This is a genomic window from Streptococcus pseudopneumoniae, from assembly GCF_001068775.1.
GTDB classification, from domain to species: Bacteria; Bacillota; Bacilli; order Lactobacillales; family Streptococcaceae; genus Streptococcus; species Streptococcus pseudopneumoniae_N.
This window is the reverse complement of record NZ_JWAJ01000090.1, coordinates 19,246-43,913: the sequence shown is the minus strand read 5'-3', so window position 1 is coordinate 43,913 and position 24,668 is coordinate 19,246. Positions and strand designations below refer to the sequence as shown.

At 39.4% G+C, this 24,668-nt stretch carries 17 protein-coding genes and 3 pseudogenes; 18 read left to right on the top strand and 2 right to left on the bottom strand.

What is annotated here, in order from left to right; all coding sequences use genetic code 11:
- Positions 1-3: 3 nt before the first annotated feature.
- Genes ADF68_RS04390 through ADF68_RS04370 form a run of 5 tightly spaced genes read left to right on the top strand, consistent with a single transcriptional unit; the run spans position 4 to position 6,663 of the window.
- Positions 4-246: a hypothetical protein gene (locus ADF68_RS04390; protein ID WP_000627865.1), complete on the top strand. Its 243-nt coding sequence runs from the start codon at positions 4-6 to the stop codon at positions 244-246.
- 16 nt (positions 247-262) lie between these two features.
- A complete protein-coding gene (locus ADF68_RS04385) occupies positions 263-1,117 on the top strand; it encodes a conjugal transfer protein TrbL (protein WP_001054256.1) in 855 nt (284 codons plus the stop codon).
- A 53-nt stretch (positions 1,118-1,170) separates the two neighbouring features.
- The gene (locus ADF68_RS04380; RefSeq protein WP_049548785.1) at positions 1,171-1,530 is read left to right on the top strand and encodes a PrgI family protein; all 360 of its coding nucleotides are present in this window, start codon (positions 1,171-1,173) and stop codon (positions 1,528-1,530) included.
- The gene (locus ADF68_RS04375; RefSeq protein WP_186823226.1) at positions 1,481-3,838 is read left to right on the top strand and encodes a VirB4-like conjugal transfer ATPase, CD1110 family; all 2,358 of its coding nucleotides are present in this window, start codon (positions 1,481-1,483) and stop codon (positions 3,836-3,838) included. Before ADF68_RS04380 ends, ADF68_RS04375 begins: the two co-directional genes overlap by 50 nt.
- 11 nt (positions 3,839-3,849) lie before the next feature.
- Positions 3,850-6,663, top strand: a complete 2,814-nt coding sequence (locus ADF68_RS04370) for a phage tail tip lysozyme (RefSeq protein ID WP_049548784.1) — start codon at positions 3,850-3,852, stop codon at positions 6,661-6,663.
- Between the two features lie 34 nt (positions 6,664-6,697).
- Here ADF68_RS04370 and ADF68_RS04365 read toward each other — a convergent pair whose 3' ends face one another.
- Both ADF68_RS04365 and ADF68_RS11195 read right to left on the bottom strand, forming a co-directional pair.
- Entirely contained in the window at positions 6,698-7,306 is a 609-nt protein-coding gene (locus tag ADF68_RS04365; RefSeq protein WP_033680332.1) for a hypothetical protein, read from the bottom strand.
- 1 nt (position 7,307) lies between these two features.
- Complete coding sequence (locus ADF68_RS11195; protein WP_000201399.1) at positions 7,308-7,472, bottom strand: hypothetical protein; 165 nt, start codon at positions 7,470-7,472, stop codon at positions 7,308-7,310.
- A 504-nt stretch (positions 7,473-7,976) separates the two neighbouring features.
- Here ADF68_RS11195 and ADF68_RS04360 point away from each other — a divergent pair.
- The 13 genes and pseudogenes from ADF68_RS04360 (at position 7,977) to mobV (ending at position 24,663) form a co-directional block, all read left to right on the top strand.
- A complete protein-coding gene (locus ADF68_RS04360; protein ID WP_049548783.1) occupies positions 7,977-8,276 on the top strand; it encodes a lactococcin 972 family bacteriocin in 300 nt (99 codons plus the stop codon).
- A 70-nt stretch (positions 8,277-8,346) separates the two neighbouring features.
- Positions 8,347-10,368, top strand: coding sequence for a bacteriocin-associated integral membrane family protein (locus ADF68_RS04355; RefSeq protein ID WP_049548782.1), 2,022 nt, complete (start codon positions 8,347-8,349; stop codon positions 10,366-10,368).
- A gap of 1 nt (position 10,369) precedes the next feature.
- The gene (locus ADF68_RS04350; RefSeq protein WP_049548781.1) at positions 10,370-11,011 is read left to right on the top strand and encodes an ABC transporter ATP-binding protein; all 642 of its coding nucleotides are present in this window, start codon (positions 10,370-10,372) and stop codon (positions 11,009-11,011) included.
- A gap of 198 nt (positions 11,012-11,209) precedes the next feature.
- Positions 11,210-11,620 (top strand): thrombospondin type 3 repeat-containing protein, encoded by a 411-nt coding sequence (locus tag ADF68_RS04345; RefSeq protein ID WP_000398567.1) that lies wholly within the window; start codon positions 11,210-11,212, stop codon positions 11,618-11,620.
- A 47-nt stretch (positions 11,621-11,667) separates the two neighbouring features.
- Positions 11,668-17,022, top strand: a pseudogene (locus ADF68_RS04340) (DEAD/DEAH box helicase family protein); the annotation flags it as partial.
- Between the two features lie 7 nt (positions 17,023-17,029).
- On the top strand, positions 17,030-17,404 hold the full coding sequence (locus tag ADF68_RS04335; RefSeq protein WP_001129922.1) for a TnpV protein: 375 nt from the start codon (positions 17,030-17,032) through the stop codon (positions 17,402-17,404).
- Positions 17,405-17,770: 366 nt separating this feature from the next.
- Positions 17,771-19,690 carry a tetracycline resistance ribosomal protection protein Tet(O) gene (gene tet(O) / locus ADF68_RS04330; RefSeq protein ID WP_000691758.1) on the top strand — a complete coding sequence of 640 codons (1,920 nt, stop codon included), beginning with the start codon at positions 17,771-17,773 and terminating at the stop codon, positions 19,688-19,690.
- Positions 19,691-19,741: 51 nt separating this feature from the next.
- On the top strand, positions 19,742-19,915 hold the full coding sequence (locus ADF68_RS10470; RefSeq protein ID WP_002779755.1) for a cysteine-rich KTR domain-containing protein: 174 nt from the start codon (positions 19,742-19,744) through the stop codon (positions 19,913-19,915).
- Positions 19,916-20,402: 487 nt separating this feature from the next.
- Entirely contained in the window at positions 20,403-20,915 is a 513-nt protein-coding gene (locus ADF68_RS04325; RefSeq protein WP_000241709.1) for a sigma-70 family RNA polymerase sigma factor, read from the top strand.
- A gap of 94 nt (positions 20,916-21,009) precedes the next feature.
- Positions 21,010-21,435 carry a sigma-70 family RNA polymerase sigma factor gene (locus ADF68_RS04320; RefSeq protein WP_000323895.1) on the top strand — a complete coding sequence of 142 codons (426 nt, stop codon included), beginning with the start codon at positions 21,010-21,012 and terminating at the stop codon, positions 21,433-21,435.
- A gap of 83 nt (positions 21,436-21,518) precedes the next feature.
- Positions 21,519-21,993: pseudogene (locus ADF68_RS11630) on the top strand (RNA polymerase sigma factor).
- A 154-nt stretch (positions 21,994-22,147) separates the two neighbouring features.
- Positions 22,148-23,173 (top strand): annotated as a pseudogene (locus tag ADF68_RS04310) (AAA family ATPase).
- Between the two features lie 524 nt (positions 23,174-23,697).
- Positions 23,698-24,663: a MobV family relaxase gene (mobV, locus tag ADF68_RS04305; RefSeq protein ID WP_001820668.1), complete on the top strand. Its 966-nt coding sequence runs from the start codon at positions 23,698-23,700 to the stop codon at positions 24,661-24,663.
- The last annotated feature ends 5 nt before the right edge of the window (positions 24,664-24,668 follow it).

Sequence of the window (24,668 nt, the reverse complement as noted above, 5' to 3'; positions counted from 1 at the left end):
TAGATGATTACGCATTTTAAAGGTTTTGTTTATGGAGTAGACGCAAGTGCCATGTTTGCACAAGCTATGTCTTTGTTACAGAAGGGATTGATTGCGGTTGGTGCCTTTCTCGTTGTTGTGGGGATTGTCAACCTTGCAACCAACATTAAAGATGGTGGACCAGGTGTTCGGAATGCCATTCTTGAAATTGTCGGTGGAGTTATGGTCGGGGCTGCTGGAGCCTTTGTAACCCAGATTTCAATTTAGGAGGATAAACAATGACATGAATCTTAGTTTAGTCTCACCCTTTGTTTACCTTGCATCTGAAAAAATATCAGCTGAAAATTTATTTGAAGGATTTAATGTGGATTTACAATCTACGGTAGATCTGATTAAATCTCTATCTAGCTACAATCCAACCGTTTGGACTTATATGTCTAGTATTACTAAAAGTGTCATGCAGCCTCTTGGAGTGGCGATTTTATCAGTTGTTCTCATCTTAGAATTTTCAAAGATGGCAAAGAAAATTGCTAACTCAGGTGGAGCGATGACCTTTGAAGCATTAGCGCCGATGTTGATTAGTTATATTATGGTCGCAGTTGTAATTACCAACACTACCGTCATTGTAGAAGCCATCATCGGGATTGCGAGTCATGCCATTGAACAAGTGGCTTCGATTGTGGCTCACGGTGGGGCAAAGTATGATACCATCTCTGGATTAAAAGGTTCAGGCTTTATTGGCCGGATGATTGTAGGCTTTTTCGCCCTCCTCATTTGGCTTGTTCGGATAGTAAGTGCAGCCATGGTCAATCTTTTGGTATCCATTCGATTTATTCAACTTTACCTTATGATTCCATTTGCCCCTCTTACGATTCCAACATTTTTAAGTGATGAGTGGAAGTCTATTGGTATTGGCTATTTAAAAAATATTATGGTCTATGCGGTACAAGGGGTTCTTATTTTTCTGATTGTTTCTCTTGTTCCTTTGTTTGAATCTGCTGGGAAAATAGCTGTTTCAAATGGTGCAGGAGTCCTGCAATCTCTTGCGATTATGTTTGGTAGTTTAATACAAGCTATCTTACTGATTATTGCCCTCGTTGGTTCTCAACGTACGGCTCGCTCAATCTTAGGTATGTAATTAGATAAAGGCTAGGAAGTGATTGCTTCTTAGCCTTTTTAGAAAGGAAAGTCATGAATACACGTGTCTTTAAAGACATCTCAAAATACCAACACAGGGCTTGGTTAGGTTTCACCACAAGACAAATCGTCTTTGTTTTACCAGCCTTTATTGTCACAATTATTGTTTTGGGCTTGAATCTCTTTTTCTGGCAATTTGGAGATTGGTTTGTTTACGGTTTTGTGTTTGCTTTTACCATCCCCCTCATGCTATTTGGAGTCTATAAACCCAATGATTTATATTTTGGACATTACTTGAAATACCGTCTTCATTTTGAACTAACGGTTCCCCTACGCACAATTACAGGAAAGAAAGGACCTGAACATGAAAAGAAAATCAAATACATTAAAGAAACAAAAAACTTCAATGATTAATAAAAAGGAAGAAGTTAAAGGGAAAAAAGAGGAAGTGTTACCATCAACGGCTAATACTCTTTCTTATCAAGCCCTGTATCAAAATGGTCTGATGCAGGTGAAAGAAGATTATTTCTCACAAAGCTATTTACTTGGTGATGTCAATTACCAGACCGTTGGTTTAGAAGACAAGGGGGCAATCATTGAGAAGTATTCTGATTTGATTAACTCCCTAGATGACCAAACAAACTTCCAATTGACCATCTTTAATAAAAGATTGAATTTAGAAAAGTTTAGACAAAGTGTTTTGTATGAGGAAAAAGAAGATGGATATGATACCTATCGTAAAGAATTGAATCGGATGATGAATCAGAATTTAGACAGTGGTGAAAATAATTTTTCAGCTGTGAAACTGATTAGCTTTGGTAGAAAGGATTCTAATCCCAAACAAGCCTATCGTTCCTTGTCCCAAATAGGAGAATATTTCAAGAGTGGTTTCTCAGAAATTGATGCACGATTTGAATCCTTGGCTGGAGAAGAGCGTGTCAACTTGTTGGCCGATATGCTTAGAGGAGAACACCATCTTCCTTTTTCTTACCGTGATTTAACGAGATCTGGTCAGACAACTCGTCACTTCATAGCGCCTAATCTCTTAGATTTCAAAAACAAGAATTACCTACAAATCAATGACCGCTTATTGCAGATTGTCTATGTGAGAGACTACGGCATGGAATTAGGTGATCAGTTTATCCGAGACCTCATGCAAGGAGATTTGGAATTGATAGTTAGCCTTCATGCTCAAAGTTCGACCAAGGCAGATGCCATGAAGAAACTACGAACAAAGAAGACCTTAATGGAATCCCAAAAGATTGGGGAACAACAAAAACTTGCCCGTACAGGTATCTATTTAGAAAAAGTAGGCCATGTTTTAGAAAGCAATATCGATGAAGCTGAGGAACTCTTAAAAACCATGACCGAGACAGGAGATAAACTATTTCAAACAGTCTTCTTGATTGGTGTCTTTGGTCAGGATGAAGAAGAACTCAAACAAGCCCTAGACACTATTCAACAAGTGGCCGGCTCAAATGACCTAATGATTGATAAACTTCCATATATGCAAGAAGCAGCCTTTAATAGTTTGCTGCCATTTGGTTGTGATTTTTTAGAGGGAGTATCACGGAGTTTATTAACGTCCAATGTAGCAGTGAACTCACCTTGGACTTCAGTAGATTTACAAGACCGTAGTGGGAAATATTACGGTATCAATCAAATATCAAGTAATATTATTACCATTGATCGTAGCCTATTAAATACACCGTCTGGTCTGATTTTAGGAACATCTGGAGCTGGGAAAGGGATGGCAACCAAGCATGAAATTATCACGACCAAAATCAAGGAATCTGGTGAAAATACTGAAATTATTATCGTGGATCCAGAAGCAGAATACAGTGTCATTGGACGAGCTTTTGGTGGAGAAATGATTGATATTGCGCCCGACTCCCAAACTTATCTCAATGTCCTTGACTTGTCTGAGGAAAATATGGATGAAGATCCTGTAAAGGTAAAATCAGAATTTCTTTTATCCTTTATCGGCAAGTTATTGGATAGAAAAATGGATGGAAGAGAAAAATCGATTATCGACCGAGTCACCAGACTCACCTATCAGTCATTTAAAGAGCCTTCTTTGGAAGAATGGGTCTTTGTCTTGAGTCAACAACCAGAAGAAGAAGCGCAGAATTTGGCACTTGATATGGAACTGTATGTCGAAGGTTCTCTTGATATTTTTTCTCATAAGACCAATATTCAGACAGGATCTAATTTCTTGATTTATAACGTTAAGAAGTTAGGAGATGAGCTGAAACAAATCGCTCTTATGGTTGTTTTTGATCAGATATGGAATCGTGTCGTTCGGAATCAAAAATTAGGGAAGAAGACCTGGATTTATTTTGATGAAATGCAGCTTCTCTTACTAGATAAATATGCCAGTGATTTCTTCTTTAAATTGTGGAGTCGTGTCAGAAAATATGGAGCCAGTCCGACTGGAATAACTCAAAACGTCGAAACCTTATTGTTAGATCCAAATGGTAGACGAATTATTGCAAATAGTGAATTTATGATTCTCCTCAAGCAAGCAAAAAATGACCGAGAAGAATTGGTTCAACTCTTAGGCTTGTCAAAAGAACTCGAAAAATACCTTGTCAATCCAGAAAAAGGGGCAGGACTGATAAAAGCTGGTTCAGTTGTTGTTCCCTTCAAAAATAAGATTCCTCAAGGTACACAATTGTTTGATATCATGAGTACGGATCCTGATAAAATGGCTTCTAATTAAGGGGAAGGTAAATGAAGGATAAAAGAGAAATCATACGTGCCCGAAAAGCATTTAGAAGAAGCCTAAAAGATGAGAAAAAATTCTTGAAAAAAGAAAAGAAGGAGGTGAGGAAACAGAAAAAAGATTCCGCTGTACTGGATGAAAAAGCATGGAAAAAAGAGATAAAAGAAAATCTAGAGGAGATGAGAGAAACTTCAAATGCTAGAGTAAAACAAGCAAATGAAGACTACAATCATATTCTTCAAAATAGTCCTCCATCTCTTTTGAAACGTAAAGAATTAAGAGACAGACGATTACCACATGCTAGGAAACGATTGAAAATAGCCAAGAAGCAATTTAGAGAAGCCAAGGTAGAAGCAAAAGAAGAAAGAAAAGAGAGTCGGAAAGAAAGAAAAACCAATCAAAAATTTCTCTACGGTCAGGAATCGAAAGCAAAATCTAATTTTTTCTTTCAAGGGAAGAGTTTAGAAGAATTAAAAGCTAAGAAAGAAGTCAAGGCTGCTAAAGAAAATTTAAAATCTACTAAACAAGCCTATAAGTCCAAAAAAGTCAGTAGGAAAGCCAAAACTTTTCTTTATGTCCTTGGACGTGAAGGTGGAGAGTTAGCTTCAGAAAATGAAGATTTAGAAGGCTATCGCACACTTCAAGAGACCATTAGAAAAGGGAAACGCTACAGTCGGCTTTCTTATAATCTTGGAAAAGCTAGTGTCAAAACAGGACAAGCAACAGGTCGTTTTACCAAGAAAAGACTGACCAACACAAAAGAGCGATACCATCATTTTAAGGATGGAAAAGGATGGAAACTAGCGACAGATAATCCAAGTTCCTTTAAAAATCGGTTTCGAAAATTAAAGAAACAAGGTCTTACAAGTGTCCGAAATATCTATCAAAAACTAAAAGCAGCCTTTTCCTTCTTTACATTTGCGGCTGGAAATCCTGCAACCTGGATAGTTGGAGGATTAGTCTTTCTTCTCTTACTTATGATGAGCTTCTTTTTAGGATTTTCATCTGCTAGTTTGATTCAACAAGATGAATTTGAATTAACAAAAGCTTATACCCACCTAACTTGGGAAGATGCAGAACATACTCGAACAAATGACAAAGGAATTACTTATTACACAAAAGTTGATGATGTGATGGGGTATATGAATTTTAAATTCCATGACTATGAGTTACACAAACCAGTTCACTTATTTAGTTCAGAAACTTACAAGGATTATCTGTCTACTTTGTGGCATGATTTAAACGATGGGGAAGATTTGAAATCCATGCAAGACCTCTATGAAACTCCTAAGTATAAACTATCGAAAGACGATCAAGAGGAAATAAAGGAACTAAAAGAAGAGGGTGTGTATGCTTCCATGCAGGAATTGGACAATCCATTTGAGGGGAAAAGCAACGAAGATAGTCTAACCATGACTTATCGTTATGGATACTATGATTTAGATGGAAAACCTACCCTTCAGGAGTACATTCTACTAGAAGCGAAGGCTCACCAAACAATTGTCGCACCAATGGATGGAGTTGTATCTCTTGACGGAGATGATGTTATCCTTACTAACGGAAAAGGAGAGAATGAGAGTCGATTGACCTTGTATTCTATTCATAATGGCCGTGCGATTGAGGGAACAAGGGTCTTAACTGGTGATGTTATTGGTGAGACACCAGACGATACAGGTTTGAAAGTTTCCTATCAAAAGTATAAGAACAAGAAAGAAAAATTGGTGTATGTCAATCCGCAATTTTATTTTCCAAAAGTCATTCAACTTCAGACAACTATCTTACCTGCCATTGGTCAGTTTGGTGGGGATGAGTTTGAACGAGCAAAACATATTTATGAGTTTTTGAAATCTCAAGGGGCAAGTCCCCAAGCCATTGCGGCTATTTTAGGAAATTGGTCGGTAGAATCTTCTATCAATCCTAAACGAGCTGAAGGGGATTATTTATCTCCTCCAGTTGGCGCTACCGATTCCTCATGGGATGATGAAAGCTGGTTAGCGATAGGAGGACCAGCCATTTATAGTGGTGCTTATCCTAATATCCTTCATAGAGGTTTGGGGTTAGGTCAATGGACGGATACCGCAGATGGGTCAACACGTCATACAGCTTTGTTAAATTATGCACGCACCCAAAATAAGAAATGGTATGATTTAGACCTCCAACTTGATTTTATGCTTCATGGGGATAGTCCTTACTATCAAAGTTGGTTAAAGGATTTCTTTAAAAATACGGGTAGTGCAGCCAATCTCGCCCAACTCTTCCTCACCTATTGGGAGGGAAATTCTGGTGACAAACTACTGGAAAGACAAACTAGAGCAACGGAATGGTATTATCAAATTGAAAAAGGCTTTAGTCAAACAAATGGAGGACAGGCAAAAAGTGACCCACAATCCCTTGAAGGGGTTCGTGGGGACTTGTATGATCATTCTGTTCCTGGTGGTGGAGATGGTATGGCCTATGCCTATGGACAATGTACATGGGGTGTTGAGGCTCGTATGAACCAGTTAGGATTAAAGCTAAAAGGTAGAAACGGAGAGAAGATTTCAATCATTAATACCATGGGAAATGGTCAGGACTGGGTTGCGACAGCTTCAAGTCTTGGTGGGGAAACTGGCTCTACACCAAGAGCAGGTGCCATTGTTTCTTTTGTGGGAGGTACACATGGCACACCAGCCATCTACGGTCATGTGGCTTTTGTCGAGAAAGTATATGATGACGGTTCTTTCCTTGTGTCTGAAACCAACTATGGTGGCAACCCTAACTACACCTTTAGAAAAATCTCTCAAGCAGATAGTGCCATTAGTTTTGCCTATACAACGAAATAAAAAAATCATGTCATCAGTTTAGGTGACATGATTCTTATTTTTTATAGAGTGACATATTTAATGCCATAGGCTGATAACTTACTTGATGATCGTCTTTAATCAATTGACTGTAAGCAACAAATCCGAACTGTTCATAAAATTGAATGACTTTAGGATGATTGATACTATCTAAAAATACCATCTGAGTTCCTACAATTGCTCGAAATTCTTCAATTTTTTGAATTACAATTTCAAATAACTCTTGTCCTGATAGTTTATTTAGCTTTGTGTTTTTGCCGAATTGACCGATAAGTAACACAGGGAGATAATCAATATTTTTGGGACTTTTCCCTTTTAGGACGAGTTTCTTTTTTAAGGATTTCTCTAAATCAGAAATATCAACAACTTTGAGAGATAAACTAAAGAATCCTATGATGTTATTTGTTTCAGTTTCTTCAACGATAAAATTACGAGAACGATGTTGTTTTTCAAAATTGGGGGCTTTATCAGATAGATAAGTCAACATCTCTTCATTACCGTTGAAATCAACATTTTCTAAAATGATAGTTTTAAATAGCTCCTGAACTTGTTTCTCAGTTTTATCAGGAGCTAGCACTTGAATATTTTCAAGATATTGCTTAAGTGGTGTTACTTGAATTGTCATCTTACAGATACTTTGAAATGAGTTTATTTTTCGTTGGAGCGGTAGCGTCCTGTGATTCAATAGATTTCAAGACTGCTTGTAGCTTTTTAGATGGTTTATGATTAAGAATTTTTAGAGCATCTTCGTTTGTTAGTTTTATATCACGTGTTAAACTGATTGTAGCCATTTGTTCTACCTCCTGTTTCTACTTAAATTCATTATAGCTTATTTTGAACAAAAGTTCAATCTGAAGATAGTGTATGTTTTTTATAGTGTATAAATCCAAAATAAGTTTTTTCTTGCGTTTGTAGCTCATATTCGTTAGAATAATGGTGTAGATGAGTGGTCGGCTCATGGTCAATCTGATAGTAATCTTGGACATAAGGGCCAAGCGGTGGCGGACACCAGAACGAAATCCGATAGCAATCTTGGACGTAAGGGCCAAGCGGTGGCAGACACTAGAATAAACCGACTGATTAGGTGGCTTACAGGTTCAGTAAGTCATCTATTTTTTTATTGTTACAATAGTTTATTTGAAAAAAATTTTCTGATTTACTTAAAATTAATTGACATATAATAATTAAAGTGTTATTATTTTTATATAGAGAAATCGGTTTCAAAAAAAGAGAGAGGAGGAATTATTTTGTTGCATTGTTGCTCAGGGTGTGCTTTTTTTGAAAGGAAAAATAAAATGAAAACGAAAAAACATAGATTACTTGCTCTAGCTCTTATTTCAAGCTTTACATTATTGGGAGCTGCCTCAGCCGCTGTACAATATCCAGATGGAGGAGTATGGACATATGGAGAAGGTTCAGGAGGCGGTTGGGCTTTTTCAAATTACTATCATGGTCAAAAATATCATTATTCTTCTCTTGTAAGTAAATGGGATAGCCATTCAGATAAAGGAGAAGCACCTGCAGGGAAAACTTCAGAGGCTTGGATTTGGACTAAATTTGGGGAACAAGTATCATTTTACTATGACTATGACTAATATTTAGTTTTCTTAGATAATTCCCTTTGTAAGAAATTACAAGGGGAATTTTGTTTACAAGGAGTCTACTATGAAGAAACTATTCATATTATTATCAACTTTTTTTCTCAGCTTCTTCCTTGCTTGGATTATTGTCTTACGTGCTCCACAATATTTATATGCAAGCTATGATTCCGTCTCTTTACTTCGTGTCAAAAAAGATACTCAGGAACCAACGCGTGAGGTATTTGAACAGGAATTGGAGAAGTTTGCAAACTCAGAACAGAGTTTAATAGCTAGAAGAATCGTAGAGCCGAGTAAGGATGGAACGACTCACTTTGCTTATGCAACTTATGGTCAGGGAACTTTACCAAAAGAATTCCAAGAAGCTAGTCAAGAAAGTCGTGAACGTAGTGATCCGCTAAATAGTTATCTCCTTTTATCAGGCTCCTTGACGAAAGAAAAGCTAGCCGATAAGTTAGGAGATTTGGGTTATAAAGCAATTGCTGACCGAAAGACGCCGTCCTATTCTCTTGCTTTTAGAATGTTACTAAATCCCCTTATCTTAATTAGTTTAGCAATATTTGGCTTATCTTTCTTTGCTCTGGTGATTATTACTCGGATTAAGGAAATGAGAGCAGCAGGTATAAAACTCTTTTCTGGTCAGACTCTCTTATCCATAATGGGGCATTCTTTATCGACTGATATCAAGTGGATCCTTCTATCAGCCCTCCTTTCCTTCCTAGGTGGAGGAGTCGTTCTTTTTAGTCAAGGTTTGTTTTATCCTATCTTGTTAGCCACCTATGGTTTTGGGATTAGTTTCTATCTTTTGTTTTTATTGGGTATTTCAATTTTACTAATGCTCCTTTATCTAATGAGTTTGAGTTACAAAGCATTAGTTCCTGTTATTAAAGGGAGATTACCCCTTAAACGCTTGATGATTTTAACCTTATTGTGTCAGTTAGTAGCTGTTTTTACAGTGGGATACGCTGTTAAGACAGGCTTGACGTCTTACCAACGATTGAAAGAACTTGAAATCTCAAAACAAGCGTGGAAGGACAGAGCAGACTATTATCAAATTTCTTTTGGCTTAGGTGATAGAGGAAAAGATACAGAAAATCAGAATAAGTGGTATGAATTTTCCAAAGAAGCAGTTGAAAAAGAACAGGCTCTATTTGTAAAAGATAATCTCATTCATTTTGCAAATCCTCAAGGAAAAAATAAAAACGGAGAGACATTGGATACCTATAGTCCAGATGCTAATGTTCTTTATGTCAGCCCAAGTTATTTGGACAAGGAAAATGTTACTGTAAATGATGATACTAGACAGAAACTAGCTCATCTTCAAAAAGGAGAGTTTGGACTCTTATTACCAGAATCTCTTCGTTCACAGGAAGCAGAACTTAAGAAAGCTTTTGAAGAAAGATTGAGTTATTATGGAAAATCTGGTGAGGAGGCAAGTGCTCCTTTAGAGTATGAAATGAGAGCGATTGTTAGCTATCTTCCAACTGGAGAAAAGCGATTTATTTATAATAACGGTGAAAGCCCAGTAACCATCCAGTACTTAACTGATCCGATTTTAGTTGTATTTACTCCAACATCTACAGGTGATAGTATCATTTCCAAATCTATTTGGTCTATCAATGCTGGAAAACAACTTTTTATCAAAGGATATGAGAGTGGGCTAGAACTCTTGAAGAAAGCTGGAATTTATGAGCAAGTATCTTATCTTAAAGAAGGAAGAAGTGTTTATCTAACTCGTTATAATGAAGTTCAAACTGAAACAGCAACTTTAATCCTAGGAGCTATTGTTGGAATAGCTAGTTCCTTGTTACTCTTTTATTCTGTCAATCTTCTATATTTCGAGCAATTCCGCCGAGATATCTTGATTAAACGAATTTCAGGTTTACGATTTTTTGAAACACATGCTCAGTATATGGTTAGTCAATTTGCCAGTTTTGTATTTGGTGCTAGTTTCTTTATTTTAAGCAGTCGAGACTTGGTGATTGGCTTGCTCACTTTATTAGTCTTTCTAGCTAGTGCAGTTTTGACGCTTTACCGTCAAGCTCATAAAGAATCTCGTGTTTCTATGACAATTATGAAAGGAAAATAGGATGATTGAACTAAAGAATATATCTAAAAAATTTGGAAGCCGTCAGCTATTTTCAGATACGAATCTTCATTTTGAAGGTGGGAAAATTTATGCCTTAATCGGTACAAGTGGCTGTGGTAAGACAACACTCTTGAATATGATTGGACGATTAGAGCCATATGACAAAGGACAAATCATCTATGATGGCACTTCTCTTAAGGACATCAAGACTTCTGTTTTCTTTAGAGATTACTTAGGATACCTATTTCAAGATTTTGGCTTAATTGAAAGCCAAACCGTCAAAGAGAATCTCAATCTGGGTTTAGTTGGTAAAAAGTTGAAAGAAAAAGAGAAAATCTCTTTGATGAAACAAGCTCTAAATCGTGTAAACCTATCTTATTTAGATTTAAAGCAACCTATATTTGAGTTATCAGGAGGAGAAGCACAACGTGTTGCATTAGCGAAGATAATTTTAAAGGATCCGCCTTTGATTCTCGCAGATGAACCAACCGCTTCCTTAGACCCCAAAAACTCTGAGGAATTACTTTCTATCCTAGAATCTTTGAAAAATCCGAATCGAACTATTATTATTGCGACCCACAATCCTCTTATTTGGGAGCAAGTGGACCAAGTTATTCGAGTTACCGATTTATCACATAGATGATATGGCGAGATTCAGTTAGAAGATAGTTTTTGATTATATACAGCATAAATTCCGAATATCTGAAGTACTTGTTTATAATCACAATATTATTTGAGAACGCAGTTTTGGCTCGTTCTCTTTTTTTGTTGTGATACTTCTTTCAAGGAATATTTGGTAGGATTGGAGTGAAAAAAGATTAACTAGGAAAGAAGGAAGTATATGGAAGGCATTTATCAACGTGATTCGGATCAAGATGGACTAACTGATGCTCAAGAATTGGCGCTAGGAACCAATCCTCTTAGCGCAGATTCTGATGGTGATGGACGTTCAGATTTAGTGGAAGTAGAAGAAGGAACCAATCCCTTAGAAAAGGATTTACAAGACATAGACCAAACAAGTATAACTGAACCGTCTTCAGTATTTATGGAAATGAAACAAAAGATTTCAGATATGATGGAGAGTCACTACAAGGAATTTATACAGGCTCTTATTAGTATTGAAACAGGGATTGAAAACGAACAAGACCTAGAAGACTTATATACTTACTACATGAGAACAGATTCTATTTCTCTTTTGTCTAGTGATTTAGAAACCAGTCCTCAAAAGGTTGAAATGGAGATAGAGTTGTAGGGGAATCATGTGATTCTCCTATTTTCGTATAGATGAAAGGAGCGAGTATGGAAGTAATGAAATTATTGGCTATGTTTCGTGGAACAATTCCAAAAGATAGGGAGAAAATGGACCTATTTCTTCGTTATCAAGCGCAACATTTTGATGAGAAATGGCAAGACTTGGTAGAGAGTTTTTTGGCTGAAGAGGGCAAGATAGAAGAGATACCTCATGTGTATTCGTTTCATCAAGATATTATTTCTTTCCTAGAGGCTAGTTCTGAAAATAATGACCAAGATTTAGAAAGTTACACAAGAAATTTTGGACAAGCAGGTCTAAGTAAATTATCTCAATTAAGCAATTGGGAGAAAAACTTGGTTCTAGAAGTCGCAACCTATAACCTTTCCACTCGATTTCACATTCAATCTGAAAAAGAGAAGCTAACACCATTAAGTGAGCTTGTATTTCATCAGAATCAGGATGTCAATTTAGTCAATGTCTATCGGGTTGCGAATAATCTATCTGACCGCATTAGTAGAGATATAGAGGAGTTTCTTCTAATGGTTGATTCCAAAGAACTAAAAAAAGAGGTTCTTCTAATGGTTGATTCCAAAGAACTAAAAAAAGAGGTTCTTGAGATTCATTTTGAAGAAAAAGAAGGAGATGTTCTAGCCTATTTGGGTTCAGAATTGATGGCTACTTTAGATACTGTTACGGATCTTGTCCATCATGAAGAAAACTACCAACAACTTCCACTGACACAAAAACTGAAGATTATTACTCATTTTGATGATGTAAAGGCTAGAAGCGAAAAGTCTAAGCAAGTAGCGGAAGCGGTCTTACCTTTAGATAATATTGACCAGGTAGAAGAAAATGTGGAAGTTCATTCCCTATCTAAAGTAGATAAAATTGTAGAAGAAGCTTTGAGGGAATATCCAATCGGTTCACAAGTAAGTTATAAAGGACAAGCCTTTCAGTTGGTTTCGATTGAAAATGCACAGTTAAATGACTTAGTTCGCCTAGAGCTATTCAATGATTCCAACCAGTTATTTGAAGAAAATCCTATCTTATACTTGAACAGTTTAGAAGAGATTGAACAAGTATTGTCTCATGTAGAACTTGAAAAAGAAGATTCAGAGATTGAGATTGATTCATCAAGTGAAAATCAGGAAATAGATTTGTTTTCCTATATGGAAGAGGATAATGAAAAGGAAAAGGAAACAAAACCTTTAATTTCAGGTATAGAAGAGATGGATGTCCCCGTTCAAGATTTTGTTTTTCCAGATGATTTAGAGGACTTTTATCCTAAGACAAATCGAGAAAAGATTGAAACGAATATCGCCGCAATTGAACTTGTTAAAAGATTAGAAAAAGAGGGACGACAAGCGAATCCAGAAGAACAAGAGCTACTAGCCAAGTATGTCGGCTGGGGTGGTCTTGCCAATGAATTTTTCGATGAACTCAATCCAAAGTATGAAACAGAACGTTTAACTCTTAAGAGCTTAGTAAGTAAATCAGAATACTCAACTATGAAACAAAGTTCTCTCACAGCCTATTATACAGACCCAATGATTATTCGCCAGATTTGGCAAAAATTACTGGATGATGGTTTTGAGGGAGGGAGGATATTAGATCCTTCTATGGGAACTGGGAACTTCTTTGCGGCTATGCCTAGAAGTATACGAGATAAATCAGAACTCTATGGGGTTGAATTAGACAGTGTGACAGGCGCAATCGCAAAACAACTCCACCCCAATACCCATATTGAAGTGCGAGGATTTGAAGAAGTGCCCTATCAAAATAATAGTTTTGATTTAATCTTAACGAATGTTCCTTTTGGAAATTTTCGCATTGCCGATAAAAACTATGATAAACCTTACATGATTCACGACTACTTTGTCAAACACTCACTTGATTTAGTAAGAGACGGAGGACAAGTGTCGATTATCTCATCTATCGGGACAATGGATAAGCGGACAGATAATGTCTTACAAGAGATTAAAACCAACACTCATTTTTTAGGGGGAGTTCGTTTGCCGGATACGGCTTTTAAAAAGATTGCAGGTACTCGTGTAACCACAGACCTCCTCTTCTTTCAAAAGGATCAAGCAAAGAATCTTAATGAGGAGGAACTTGTTTTTAGTGGTTCTATTCTCTTTGAGGAGGATAAGCGTGTCTGGATTAATCCTTATTTTGATGGGAAATACAACACACAAGTTTTGGGTGAATATGAGGTACGTAATTTTAATGGAGGAACCCTCAATGTTAAGGGGGTATCAGAAACATTAGCTACTGACATAATGGAAGCATTCGAGAATGTGGAAGCACCTAAACCAATTGACAATTCTTTGAAAGCACCTGTTTTTATCCAAGAAGAAGTGGATGATTCTATTCCTAGTCGTATACGTGAGAACTTAGCGCTCTATTCTTTTGGATATGAGGGAAATCAAATTTATTACCGAGATACGCATGGCATTCGGAGAAATTCAAAAGTAGACGAAATTAGTTATTATATAGATGAGAAGGGAGATTTTAAAGCTTGGGATAGTTCTTTATCTGAACATAAAATAGACCGATTTGTGCAACTTCATTTGACAGATGAGGAAGCACTAGATGTTTACAAGTCAGAAGAAGCGAGTAAAAGAGGGAAATATAAGGGACTGTTCAAAAAAACTGTCTTTTATGAAAGTCCCTTATCGGATAAGGACATTAGTCGTATTAAGGGCATGGTTGATTTGAGAGAGACCTATCAATCCTTAATTGAAATTCAACGTCATCAAGATTATAGTCGGACAGAATTTCAGGTGTTACTTAGTAAACTCAATCATAACTATGACCGCTTTGTAAGTCAATTTGGATACTTGAATGCCTCAGTCAATCGGAACTTATTTGATAGTGACGATAAGTATTCTTTATTAGCAAGTTTAGAAGATGAATACATTGATTCTAAAGATCAGAAAGTAAAATATAAAAAATCTTTAGCCTTTGAGAAAGCATTGGTTAGGCCGGAGAGAGTGATTACAAGAGTATCAACGGCTTTAGATGCCTTAAACTCTAGTTTATCGGATGGTAGAGGGGTTGATTTAGACTATATGGTATCAATTTATCCCGAACATAGCCAAGCTGCTATTTTAGATGAGTTAGGTGACCAGATTTTAATGGATCCAGAAAGCTATTTAAGAGGGGAAAGAAAATACCTTTCTAAGAACCAGTTTTTATCAGGAGATATTCTCAACAAGATAGAAGTAGTTCAACTATTAGTGGAGGAAAACAACCAAGAATATGATTGGAACCATGCTTTAGATTTGTTAGAATCTGTTCGCCCTCCAAGGATTCATCTGGCAGATATTGAGTTTAAAATAGGGTCACGTTGGATTCCTCAATCCGTTTATGGTAAATTTGCCTTTGAATGTTTTACCAATCGTGAATTTGAATTGTCTTCGCCAGATGTTGAACAAGTCATTGAAGTGAATCCTGTCGATGGCCAGGTTCATTTAAGGACATCATTTGCTTATCGCTATCCAAGTGCCAAAGATAGTAGTCTTGGAGTTAGTGGGTCACGTTATGATACAGGAAGAAAGATTTTTGAGAATTTACTTAATTCGAACCAACCGACGATTACCATGACTGTTACGGAAGGAGAAAAGAAAAAGACCATCACAGATTTGGAAAAAACCTCTGTTCTAAGAGCAAAAGAGCAGCATTTACAAGAGCTCTTTCAAGAATTTGTCTCACAGTATCCAGAAGTCCAACAAGTCATTGAAGAAAGTTACAATCGTCTTTATAATCGGACGGTTAGTCGAGAGTATGATGGTAGCCATCTAGTCATTGATGGCTTGGCACAAAACATCAGTCTTCGTCCTCACCAAGAGAATGCCATTCAAAGAATTATAGAAGAAAAAAGAGCCTTATTAGCTCATGAGGTAGGTTCAGGAAAGACCTTGACCATGCTTGGTGCTGGGTTTAAATTAAAGGAGTTGGGGATGGTTCATAAGCCCTTGTATGTGGTGCCCTCTAGTTTGTCTGCTCAGTTTGGCCAAGAAATCATGAAATTTTTCCCTACTAAAAAAGTCTTTGTGACCACTAAGAAAGATTTTGTGAAGGCGAGAAGAAAACAATTTGTTTCTCGTATTATTACAGGAGATTACGATGCCATTGTCATTGGGGATTCTCAATTTGAAAAAATCCCTGTCAGTAAGGAAAGACAGATGAACTATATAGAGGATAAACTCAATGAACTACGAGAGATTAAAACACATTCTGAAAATAAGTATACCGTTAAAGAAGCAGAGCAATCAATAAGTGGTCTAGAGAAACAATTGGAAGAACTCCAACGCTTTAATCGTGATAGTTTTATTGATTTTGAGAACTTAGGAATTGATTTTCTCTTTGTGGATGAAGCACATCACTTTAAAAATATTCGTCCAATTACTGGACTTGGAAATGTAGCAGGGATTACCAATACAACCTCTAAGAAGAACGTGGATATGGAAATGAAGGTTCGACAGATTCAGGAAGAACATGATTTTAAAAATATTGTCTTTGCGACAGGAACACCTGTTTCCAATTCTATTAGTGAGTTGTATACTATGATGAACTATATTCAACCAGATATCTTAAAACGCTATCAAGTTGATTATTTTGACTCTTGGGTAGGTGCTTTTGGAGAAATTCAAAACTCTATGGAATTAGCTCCTACAGGGGATAAGTACCAACCTAAGAAACGATTTAAAAAATTTGTCAATCTACCTGAGTTGATGAAAATCTATAAAGAAACAGCCGACATTCAAACACAAGATATGTTAGATTTACCTGTTCCAGAAGCTCGTATTATCCCTATTGAGAGTGAGTTAACTAAAAACCAGAAACTCTATTTAGAAGAATTAGTTATGAGATCAGATGCGGTTAAATGTGGAACAGTTGATCCAAGCCAGGATAACATGTTAAAAATTACGGGTGAGGCACGAAAATTAGCTATTGATATGCGTTTATTGGACTCTAGTTATAGTCTAGCAGACAATCATAAACTGCTTCAGGTAGTAGATAATGTTGAGAGAATTTATCGAGAAGGAATGGAAAATAAGGCTACTCAGATGATTTTTTCAGATATTGGAACACCTAAGAAAAAGGACAATGGCTTTGATGTTTATTCTGAGATTAAGGCTTTATTAGTTGATAGAGGAGTCCCTAGTAAGGAAATTGCCTTTGTACATGATGCCAATAGTGATGAAAAGAAGAATAGCTTGTCTCGAAAGGTCAATGCAGGAGAGGTGCGGATTCTTCTTGCCTCAACTGAAAAAGGAGGAACAGGTTTAAATGTTCAGAGCAAGATGAAAGCAGTTCATCATCTGGATGTACCGTGGAGACCAAGTGATGTAGGACGGATTTTGCGGACATTCAAAATAAAAAAGAATGTGGAGGTAACAGACAATGGCAAAATCATTATTTGAGGAACTGGGCGGCAAATACGAAAGGCAAGGGGATTATTTGATACCGTGCTTAACTGTACCTGCCGAAGAAGAACAGGCAATAGGCATCTGGGGGCAACGGCATTTAGATTATCTAAAACAGTACCGTAAAGTTACATACACCAATCTTCTTACAAGCGGCAGGCTAAACGCCTACCTTGCCGACATCAACAGACAGGCACAGGAACGCTTTGAAAGGCTCATAGAGGGTATGAAACAGGCACAGGGCATAACGGAACAGCTAAAGGCAGAAAACGCCTTAGAATGGACAGGATGCCTCAATAACATAAGGGCTTGTGCGAGGGAGATTGTGGAAAAGGAAATTATTTTTGCATAAACAGATGATTAGTGGCAGGGGGAAATCCTGCCGCTTTTTCTGCTTTAGTTTGTCAGCTTGACAAATAAAGGGTTAAGGAATATAATTAGATTCAGTATTATACAAGGAGTTAATAAATATGCGGCAAGGTATTCTTAAATAAACTGTCAATTTGATAGTGGGAACAAAAAGTAGCAGTCCCGTTTCACTTTTAATATGGGGCTTAGTTTTTTGTACCCAGTTTAAGAATACTTTTATCATGTAATTTTATATGCCCGAAAACATATAAGTGTTTTGGGGCTATTGGAGTTATTTACCCAGTGATAGGAGTATTTATCACTGGGTATTTTTATGCCCTTTTTTGGGTGTTGATAGGAGGAAAATCACATGAAAATAATTAACTTAGGCATTCTGGCTCACGTTGACGCAGGAAAGACAACATTAACGGAAAGTTTATTGTATACCAGTGGTGCAATTGCAGAACTAGGGAGCGTAGATGAAGGCACAACAAGGACAGATACAATGAATTTGGAGCGTCAAAGGGGAATCACTATCCAGACAGCAGTGACATCTTTTCAGTGGGAGGATGTAAAAGTCAACATTATAGATACGCCAGGCCATATGGATTTTTTGGCGGAAGTATACCGTTCTTTATCCGTATTAGACGGAGCAGTATTATTAGTTTCTGCAAAGGATGGCATACAGGCACAGACCCGTATACTGTTTCATGCACTACAGATAATGAAGATTCCGACAATTTTTTTCATCAATAAAATTGACCAAGAGGGGATTGATTTGCCAATGGTATATCGGGAAATGAAAGCAAAGCTTTCTTCGGAAATTATAGTGAAGCAAAAGGTTGGGCAGCATCCCCATATAAATGTAACGGACAATGACGATATGGAACAGTGGGATGCGGTAATTATGGGAAACGATGAACTATTAGAGAAATATATGTCAGGGAAACCGTTTAAAATGTCAGAACTGGAACAGGAAGAAAACAGGAGATTCCAAAACGGAACGTTATTTCCCGTTTATCACGGAAGCGCTAAAAACAATCTGGGGATTCGGCAGCTTATAGAAGTAATTGCCAGTAAATTTTATTCATCAACGCCTGAAGGTCAATCTGAACTATGCGGGCAGGTTTTTAAGATTGAATATTCAGAGAAAAGGCGGCGTTTTGTTTATGTGCGTATATATAGCGGAACATTGCATTTGAGGGATGTTATTAGAATATCTGAAAAAGAGAAAATAAAAATCACAGAGATGTGTGTTCCGACAAACGGTGAATTATATTCATCCGATACAGCCTGCTCTGGTGATATTGTAATTTTACCAAATGATGTTTTGCAGCTAAACAGTATTTTGGGGAACGAAATACTGTTGCCGCAGAGAAAATTTATTGAAAATCCTCTCCCTATGCTCCAAACAACGATTGCAGTAAAGAAATCTGAACAGCGGGAAATATTGCTTGGGGCACTTACAGAAATTTCAGATGGCGACCCTCTTTTAAAATATTATGTGGATACTACAACGCATGAGATTATACTTTCTTTTTTGGGGAATGTGCAGATGGAAGTCATTTGTGCCATCCTTGAGGAAAAATATCATGTGGAGGCAGAAATAAAAGAGCCTACTGTTATATATATGGAAAGACCGCTTAGAAAAGCAGAATATACCATCCACATAGAAGTCCCGCCAAATCCTTTCTGGGCTTCTGTCGGGTTGTCCATAGAGCCGCTCCCTATTGGAAGCGGAGTGCAGTATGAAAGCAGAGTTTCACTTGGATATTTAAATCAATCGTTCCAAAATGCGGTTATGGAGGGGGTTCTTTATGGCTGCGAGCAGGGGCTGTATGGATGGAAAGTGACAGACTGTAAAATCTGTTTTGAATATGGATTGTATTATAGTCCTGTAAGTACCCCCGCAGACTTTCGGCTGCTTTCCCCTATCGTATTGGAGCAGGCTTTAAAAAAAGCAGGGACAGAACTATTAGAGCCATATCTCCACTTTGAAATTTATGCACCGCAGGAATATCTCTCACGGGCGTATCATGATGCTCCAAGGTATTGTGCAGATATTGTAAGTACTCAGATAAAGAATGACGAGGTCATTCTGAAAGGAGAAATCCCTGCTAGATGTATTCAAGAATACAGGAACGATTTAACTTATTTCACAAATGGGCAGGGAGTCTGCTTGACAGAGTTAAAAGGATACCAGCCAGCTATTGGTAAATTTATTTGCCAACCCCGCCGCCCGAATAGCCGTATAGATAAGGTTCGGCATATGTTCCACAAGTTAGCTTAACAGCTTGCAAAAGTCATATAAAATGAGATTTGAAAGGATTAGAGACTAATTATGATGAAATGCGAATGGATATTGTGTCCTGTTTGTGGGAGCAAAACCCGTAATAAAATTAGGAAGGACACTGTTTTGGAGAATTATCCCCTTTATTGTCCAAAATGCAGACAAGAAAGATTGATTAAAGTTGACAACTTGAAGATAACTGTCATCAAAGAGCCAGACGCTTAAGACGCAGAGCCGATGAAATTGTGGAACAATTCACGAATCATCGGCTCTTTTTGTTTCGTATTTGAAAGAACAAACTCACCAAATAAAAAAAACGATATTCGGGTGGGTTATTTTGTTATACCCTAAATTACCCTCTGAATTTGTTTTTAAATTTGGAGGGATTTTTTTATGTCCTTTTTTCGGGCAGTTATCTATCTGCTCATACGAAGCAAAATTTATCAATACATAGCATATCAGAGAACGGCAGGAAACCAGTTAAAAAAATTTCTGCCAGTGCAACGGTACTTCTCACCTTGAAAGTAGAAGTACAATCTCCATACAATAGAATTACTATTTCCTATAACCGTAAAGGTCACAGAGCCTTTGCGGTTTTTCTTTTGTCGATTTTTGTTGGAAAGTGCCGTAGGGCTGTTTCTGATATGCGGTGTCGTTCTCCGCCTCTCCATCTGGATTTTTTACATTTCAAAAATTCAGATGGGAGGTATTTATGGTGAAATATGCACCAAGAAAGGTATATATCAGAGAAAGTGGCGGCTATGTGGAATTATCCTACACGGAGTTCTGCCGTTGCAGGGAATCCGACCAGACCTATATGGACAAGCTGTTTATCCCCATTCAAGGCTGTCTGCTTGAAGTCGTGAGGGAGCAATACACAGACTTCTACCGTGACAAGGAACGGTGGCGTTATCTGCAAAAATTAGATACAAAGAATAGACTGCTATCTCTCGACGGATTTACGGACAGCGAGGGGAATCCTCTGGACTTTATCACTGATGAAGCGGTGGACATTGCAGAAACCGTTGTCAATGCGGTCATGGTGGACAGGCTGAAAGCCGCCCTGCCTTTGCTGTCGGATAGTGAACAGGAGCTGATACAGGCAATCTTTTTTGACGGACTTTCCGAGCGTGAAGTCGGGGCGAGGTTGGGCATAACCCAGAGCGTTGTAAACAAACGCAAAGCCAGAATCCTAATAAAACTAAGAAAGATAATAGAAAATTAAAATTTAAGGCGTTCAGCCCCCTTGTTTTTTCCTTTGGGAAGATGAGGGGGCTTTTCTCTACCCTCTCAATCAATTCTGATTGGAGGAAGTAAGAATGGCATACAACCACGGACGGGAGGACAGGAAATGGCGTATCTGGAAAGAAGCGGAGGAAAAGCTGCTGCGTGAGTGCGGCGTTGATGAAGCGACCATTGAGCAGATACGCATGGCGGACAGGGCAGACTTCAATTCCAACAGGCGGTTTTACCGATGGACGAATGACGTTGCGGAATATCTTGAGGACATGGCAGGCAGGGAGCGGCAGGCGGAAGTGGGTACGGTTGCGGAGTTACTGGAAGAGATTGAGAGCGAAAATCTCTATCAAGTATTAGTCACGGTGGACGGGCGTACCTTGAAAATCGTCCTGCTGAAAATGCAGGGGTATTCCACAAAGGAGATTGCCCCGCTTGTGCATTTGACGACTGGTGCCATCTATGCGAGGTTAGACCATCTGCGGAAGAAGCTGCGGAAAATTTTATAGCTTCTAAAACAGCCTGCCATCCTGCGGGCTACTGGGTGAGGGATGGAAATCCCCTCACTCATTTTTTGCAGGAGGACAACAGGATGGCATACAGGGTTAAGGCATACACGCTTCGGGAGGAATCCACGGAAAGCGGCACAAGGTATTTTATCAGCTTTAAGGACGGGCAGGGCAAATCCCACGAGTTGGAAGTGTCGGAACAGTTCTTTATGGAGTTTCGGCAGATGGAGCGCAGGAACAGGAATCTTTTCTAATGGGACGAGCGGCACAGGGAGTTTAACGAGGTATGGGACGAAACCCTTTACAGACGGGCGTTGCGTGTGCCTAAGAGCCTTGATGAACGCATGGTTGAGGAAGAACGGAATGAAACGCTCTATAAGGCGGTTGGGAGCCTTCCAGAGATACAAAGGCGGCGTTTCCTGCTCTACTACGAGTATGAGTTCAATTTTTACCAAATCGCCGCTATGGAGCATTGCACCGCTTCGGCAATACAGAAATCTGTTGCGATTGCAAAGGAGAAAGTAAAGGCGGAAATTGAAGAAATATCTCCAACCGTGACCGACACCGCCCGAAAAAGAAATCTGTTTTTTATTTGTGTGGGATTGGCGGCATTACATACTCTCACTTTTTTCCGTGGGAGTAAATCTATTTTTAAGGAGGTCAACGCCTATGTGCAACGAAAACAAAGACACCGCCCGAAAGGAGGAAAGCCATGCAGAAGTTACAGACAGTCAACGCCGAAACGCTCCTTTATGAACCGCTTGAGAAACCATCCTTTGTGGTGGACAGCCTTATCCCGACAGGCTTATCGCTGTTCTGCGGCTCACAGAAGATAGGCAAAAGCTGGCTCATGCTGAAGCTATGCTTATGCGTGTCGCAGGGAATCCCTTTATGGGATATGCCGACAATGGAGGGCGATGTGCTTTACCTCTGCCTTGAGGACACGTTCTGCCGCATACAGGACAGGTTATTTCGTTTGACGGACGAAGCAAGCGGGCGGCTCCACTTTGCCGTGGCAAGCTGCAAGCTGTCAGACGGTCTTATCGTGCAGCTTGAAGATTATCTGAAAGATTACCCAGACAGCAGGCTCATTGTCATTGATACCTTGCAGAAAGTCCGTACAGCTTCAAAAGACAATGCCTATGCAAGCGACTATGGGGACATCTCCCTCATCAAAGACTTTGCCGACAGGCACTCTCTGGCGGTCATTGTCGTACACCACATCCGAAAGCAGAATGACAGCGACGTGTTCAACAAGGTGTCTGGGACGACAGGATTAACGGGGAGTGCGGACGCTACCTTTGTTCTGGAAAAGGAGAAACGTGCGTCTGACACCGCCAAGCTGTATGTGACGGGCAGGGACACGCCTTATCAGGAATACACGCTGCGTTTCCGTGATTGCCGTTGGGAGCTTGTGGAGCGGAAAACGCAGGAGCAGCTTGCGAAAGAAACGATACCAGATGTCCTTTTTCGGTTGGTGGATTTTATGAGGGATAAGGAAGAATGGATAGGCACGGCAACGGAACTGTTAGCCGCTATGGGGGAAACGGAAACCATACCCACGGTGATTACGAAATGGCTGAATGAATAACGCACCACATTTTTAAGCGAGAACCGTATCTGCTACCAGTACAGCCGCAGGAAAGACGGCAGGCGGATTGCCCTTGCAAGGAGGGCGGGTGACAGCGGTGATGGTGGTGACAGCGATATTAGGATACCCCCCTGTTACTGTCATTGACGCTTAAAGCCATGTAAAGCTGGCGGCTCTGCCCTGCGGGTGACAGCAGTGACGGTGGTGACAGTGATTTTAGGATACCCTGCCGCTGTCATCCCTACGGGAGAACACCCCGTAAACGCAAAATGCAGGCGTGAGATTTACTCGCCCTTTTCGGTCGTGTAAAACCACCCCTGCGGTCAGAAAAATCATTCCGATTTTTCCGACTGCGTTTACAGGGTGTAACACACTACACTTTGCCCTGCAAAGTCGTGTGCCAGACGTTCCCTCTGGACTCCCTTAAGGCAGGGCTGTGCCCTGCTATCCTACGCCTTACGGCTTCGGATAAAAGAATGGCGGCATGACGGTGACGGCTCTTGCGAGGGGGGTATCCCAAAAACACCGTCATCATCGACATGACCGTCATGCAGGGGGTGAGGGTGACAGTTGCGGCAGTCGGCAGGGGGTATCCCAAAACTGCTGTCACCACCGTCACCGCTGTCACCCCAAAGGACGGTCACCCGCCGAAAGAAAGGAGGAATCCGCCTATGCCTTATGCAATCCTGCGTTTCCAGAAACGAAAAGCGGGCGGCGTTGCGGCTTGTGAACGCCACAACGAGCGGAAGAAAGAAGCCTACAAAAGCAACCCAGATATAGATATGGAACGCTCTAAAAACAATTACCATCTCATAGCACCACCAAAGTACACCTACAAGAAAGAGATTAACCGCATGGTAGCCGAAGCGGGGTGCAGGACAAGGAAAGACAGCGTGATGATGGTGGAAACGCTCATCACAGCTTCACCAGAATTTATGAACCAGTTACCGCCCGAAGAACAAAAAGCGTATTTCCAGACGGCTCTTGACTTCATTTCGGAGCGTGTTGGAAAGCAGAATATCCTCTCCGCTGTCGTCCATATGGACGAGAGAACGCCCCATATGCACCTCTGCTTTGTGCCGATTACGCCAGACAATAAGCTGTCAGCGAAAGCTATCTTAGGCAACCAGAAATCATTATCCGAGTGGCAGACCGCCTACCATGAGCGGATGTCCTCACGGTGGAATCAGCTTGAACGGGGGCAGTCCTCAATGGAAACCAAGCGGAAACACGTCCCCACATGGCTCTATAAATTAGGCGGCAGGCTTGATAAACAGTATGAAGAAATCGTGTCTGCCCTATCCGACATCAACGCCTTTAACGCAGGGAAGAAAAGGGATAAAGCGTTAGATTTACTCTCTGCATGGCTGCCAGACGTGGAGAAATTCTCTAAGGAAATCGGGAAACAGCAGGCGTATATCGACAGTTTGAAAGAGAGAATTGGGCAGGAATCAGACTATGCGGGGCGTATGCGTGATGAAAAGTACGAGCAGGAACTAAAGGTGCAGAAAGCGAATCAGAAGATATTTGAATTGCAGAGAACCAACGAGCAGATGGGGCGGCTGCTGTCAAAAATACCGCCCGAAGTGTTGGAAGAATTGCAGAAAAATCATAGAAGCAGAGCGAAAGAAAGGTAGATATG

Bases quoted from the DNA above. Each gene is read 5' to 3' on its own strand.
- ADF68_RS04390 (WP_000627865.1), top strand. From the start codon at position 4: ATGATTACGCATTTTAAAGGTTTTGTTTATGGAGTAGACGCAAGTGCC.
- ADF68_RS04385 (WP_001054256.1), top strand. From the start codon at position 263: ATGAATCTTAGTTTAGTCTCACCCTTTGTTTACCTTGCATCTGAAAAA.
- ADF68_RS04380 (WP_049548785.1), top strand. From the start codon at position 1,171: ATGAATACACGTGTCTTTAAAGACATCTCAAAATACCAACACAGGGCT.
- ADF68_RS04375 (WP_186823226.1), top strand. From the start codon at position 1,481: ATGAAAAGAAAATCAAATACATTAAAGAAACAAAAAACTTCAATGATT.
- ADF68_RS04370 (WP_049548784.1), top strand. From the start codon at position 3,850: ATGAAGGATAAAAGAGAAATCATACGTGCCCGAAAAGCATTTAGAAGA.
- ADF68_RS04365 (WP_033680332.1), bottom strand. From the start codon at position 7,306: ATGACAATTCAAGTAACACCACTTAAGCAATATCTTGAAAATATTCAA.
- ADF68_RS11195 (WP_000201399.1), bottom strand. From the start codon at position 7,472: ATGGCTACAATCAGTTTAACACGTGATATAAAACTAACAAACGAAGAT.
- ADF68_RS04360 (WP_049548783.1), top strand. From the start codon at position 7,977: ATGAAAACGAAAAAACATAGATTACTTGCTCTAGCTCTTATTTCAAGC.
- ADF68_RS04355 (WP_049548782.1), top strand. From the start codon at position 8,347: ATGAAGAAACTATTCATATTATTATCAACTTTTTTTCTCAGCTTCTTC.
- ADF68_RS04350 (WP_049548781.1), top strand. From the start codon at position 10,370: ATGATTGAACTAAAGAATATATCTAAAAAATTTGGAAGCCGTCAGCTA.
- ADF68_RS04345 (WP_000398567.1), top strand. From the start codon at position 11,210: ATGGAAGGCATTTATCAACGTGATTCGGATCAAGATGGACTAACTGAT.
- ADF68_RS04335 (WP_001129922.1), top strand. From the start codon at position 17,030: ATGGCAAAATCATTATTTGAGGAACTGGGCGGCAAATACGAAAGGCAA.
- ADF68_RS10470 (WP_002779755.1), top strand. From the start codon at position 19,742: ATGATGAAATGCGAATGGATATTGTGTCCTGTTTGTGGGAGCAAAACC.
- ADF68_RS04325 (WP_000241709.1), top strand. From the start codon at position 20,403: ATGGTGAAATATGCACCAAGAAAGGTATATATCAGAGAAAGTGGCGGC.
- ADF68_RS04320 (WP_000323895.1), top strand. From the start codon at position 21,010: ATGGCATACAACCACGGACGGGAGGACAGGAAATGGCGTATCTGGAAA.
- mobV (WP_001820668.1), top strand. From the start codon at position 23,698: ATGCCTTATGCAATCCTGCGTTTCCAGAAACGAAAAGCGGGCGGCGTT.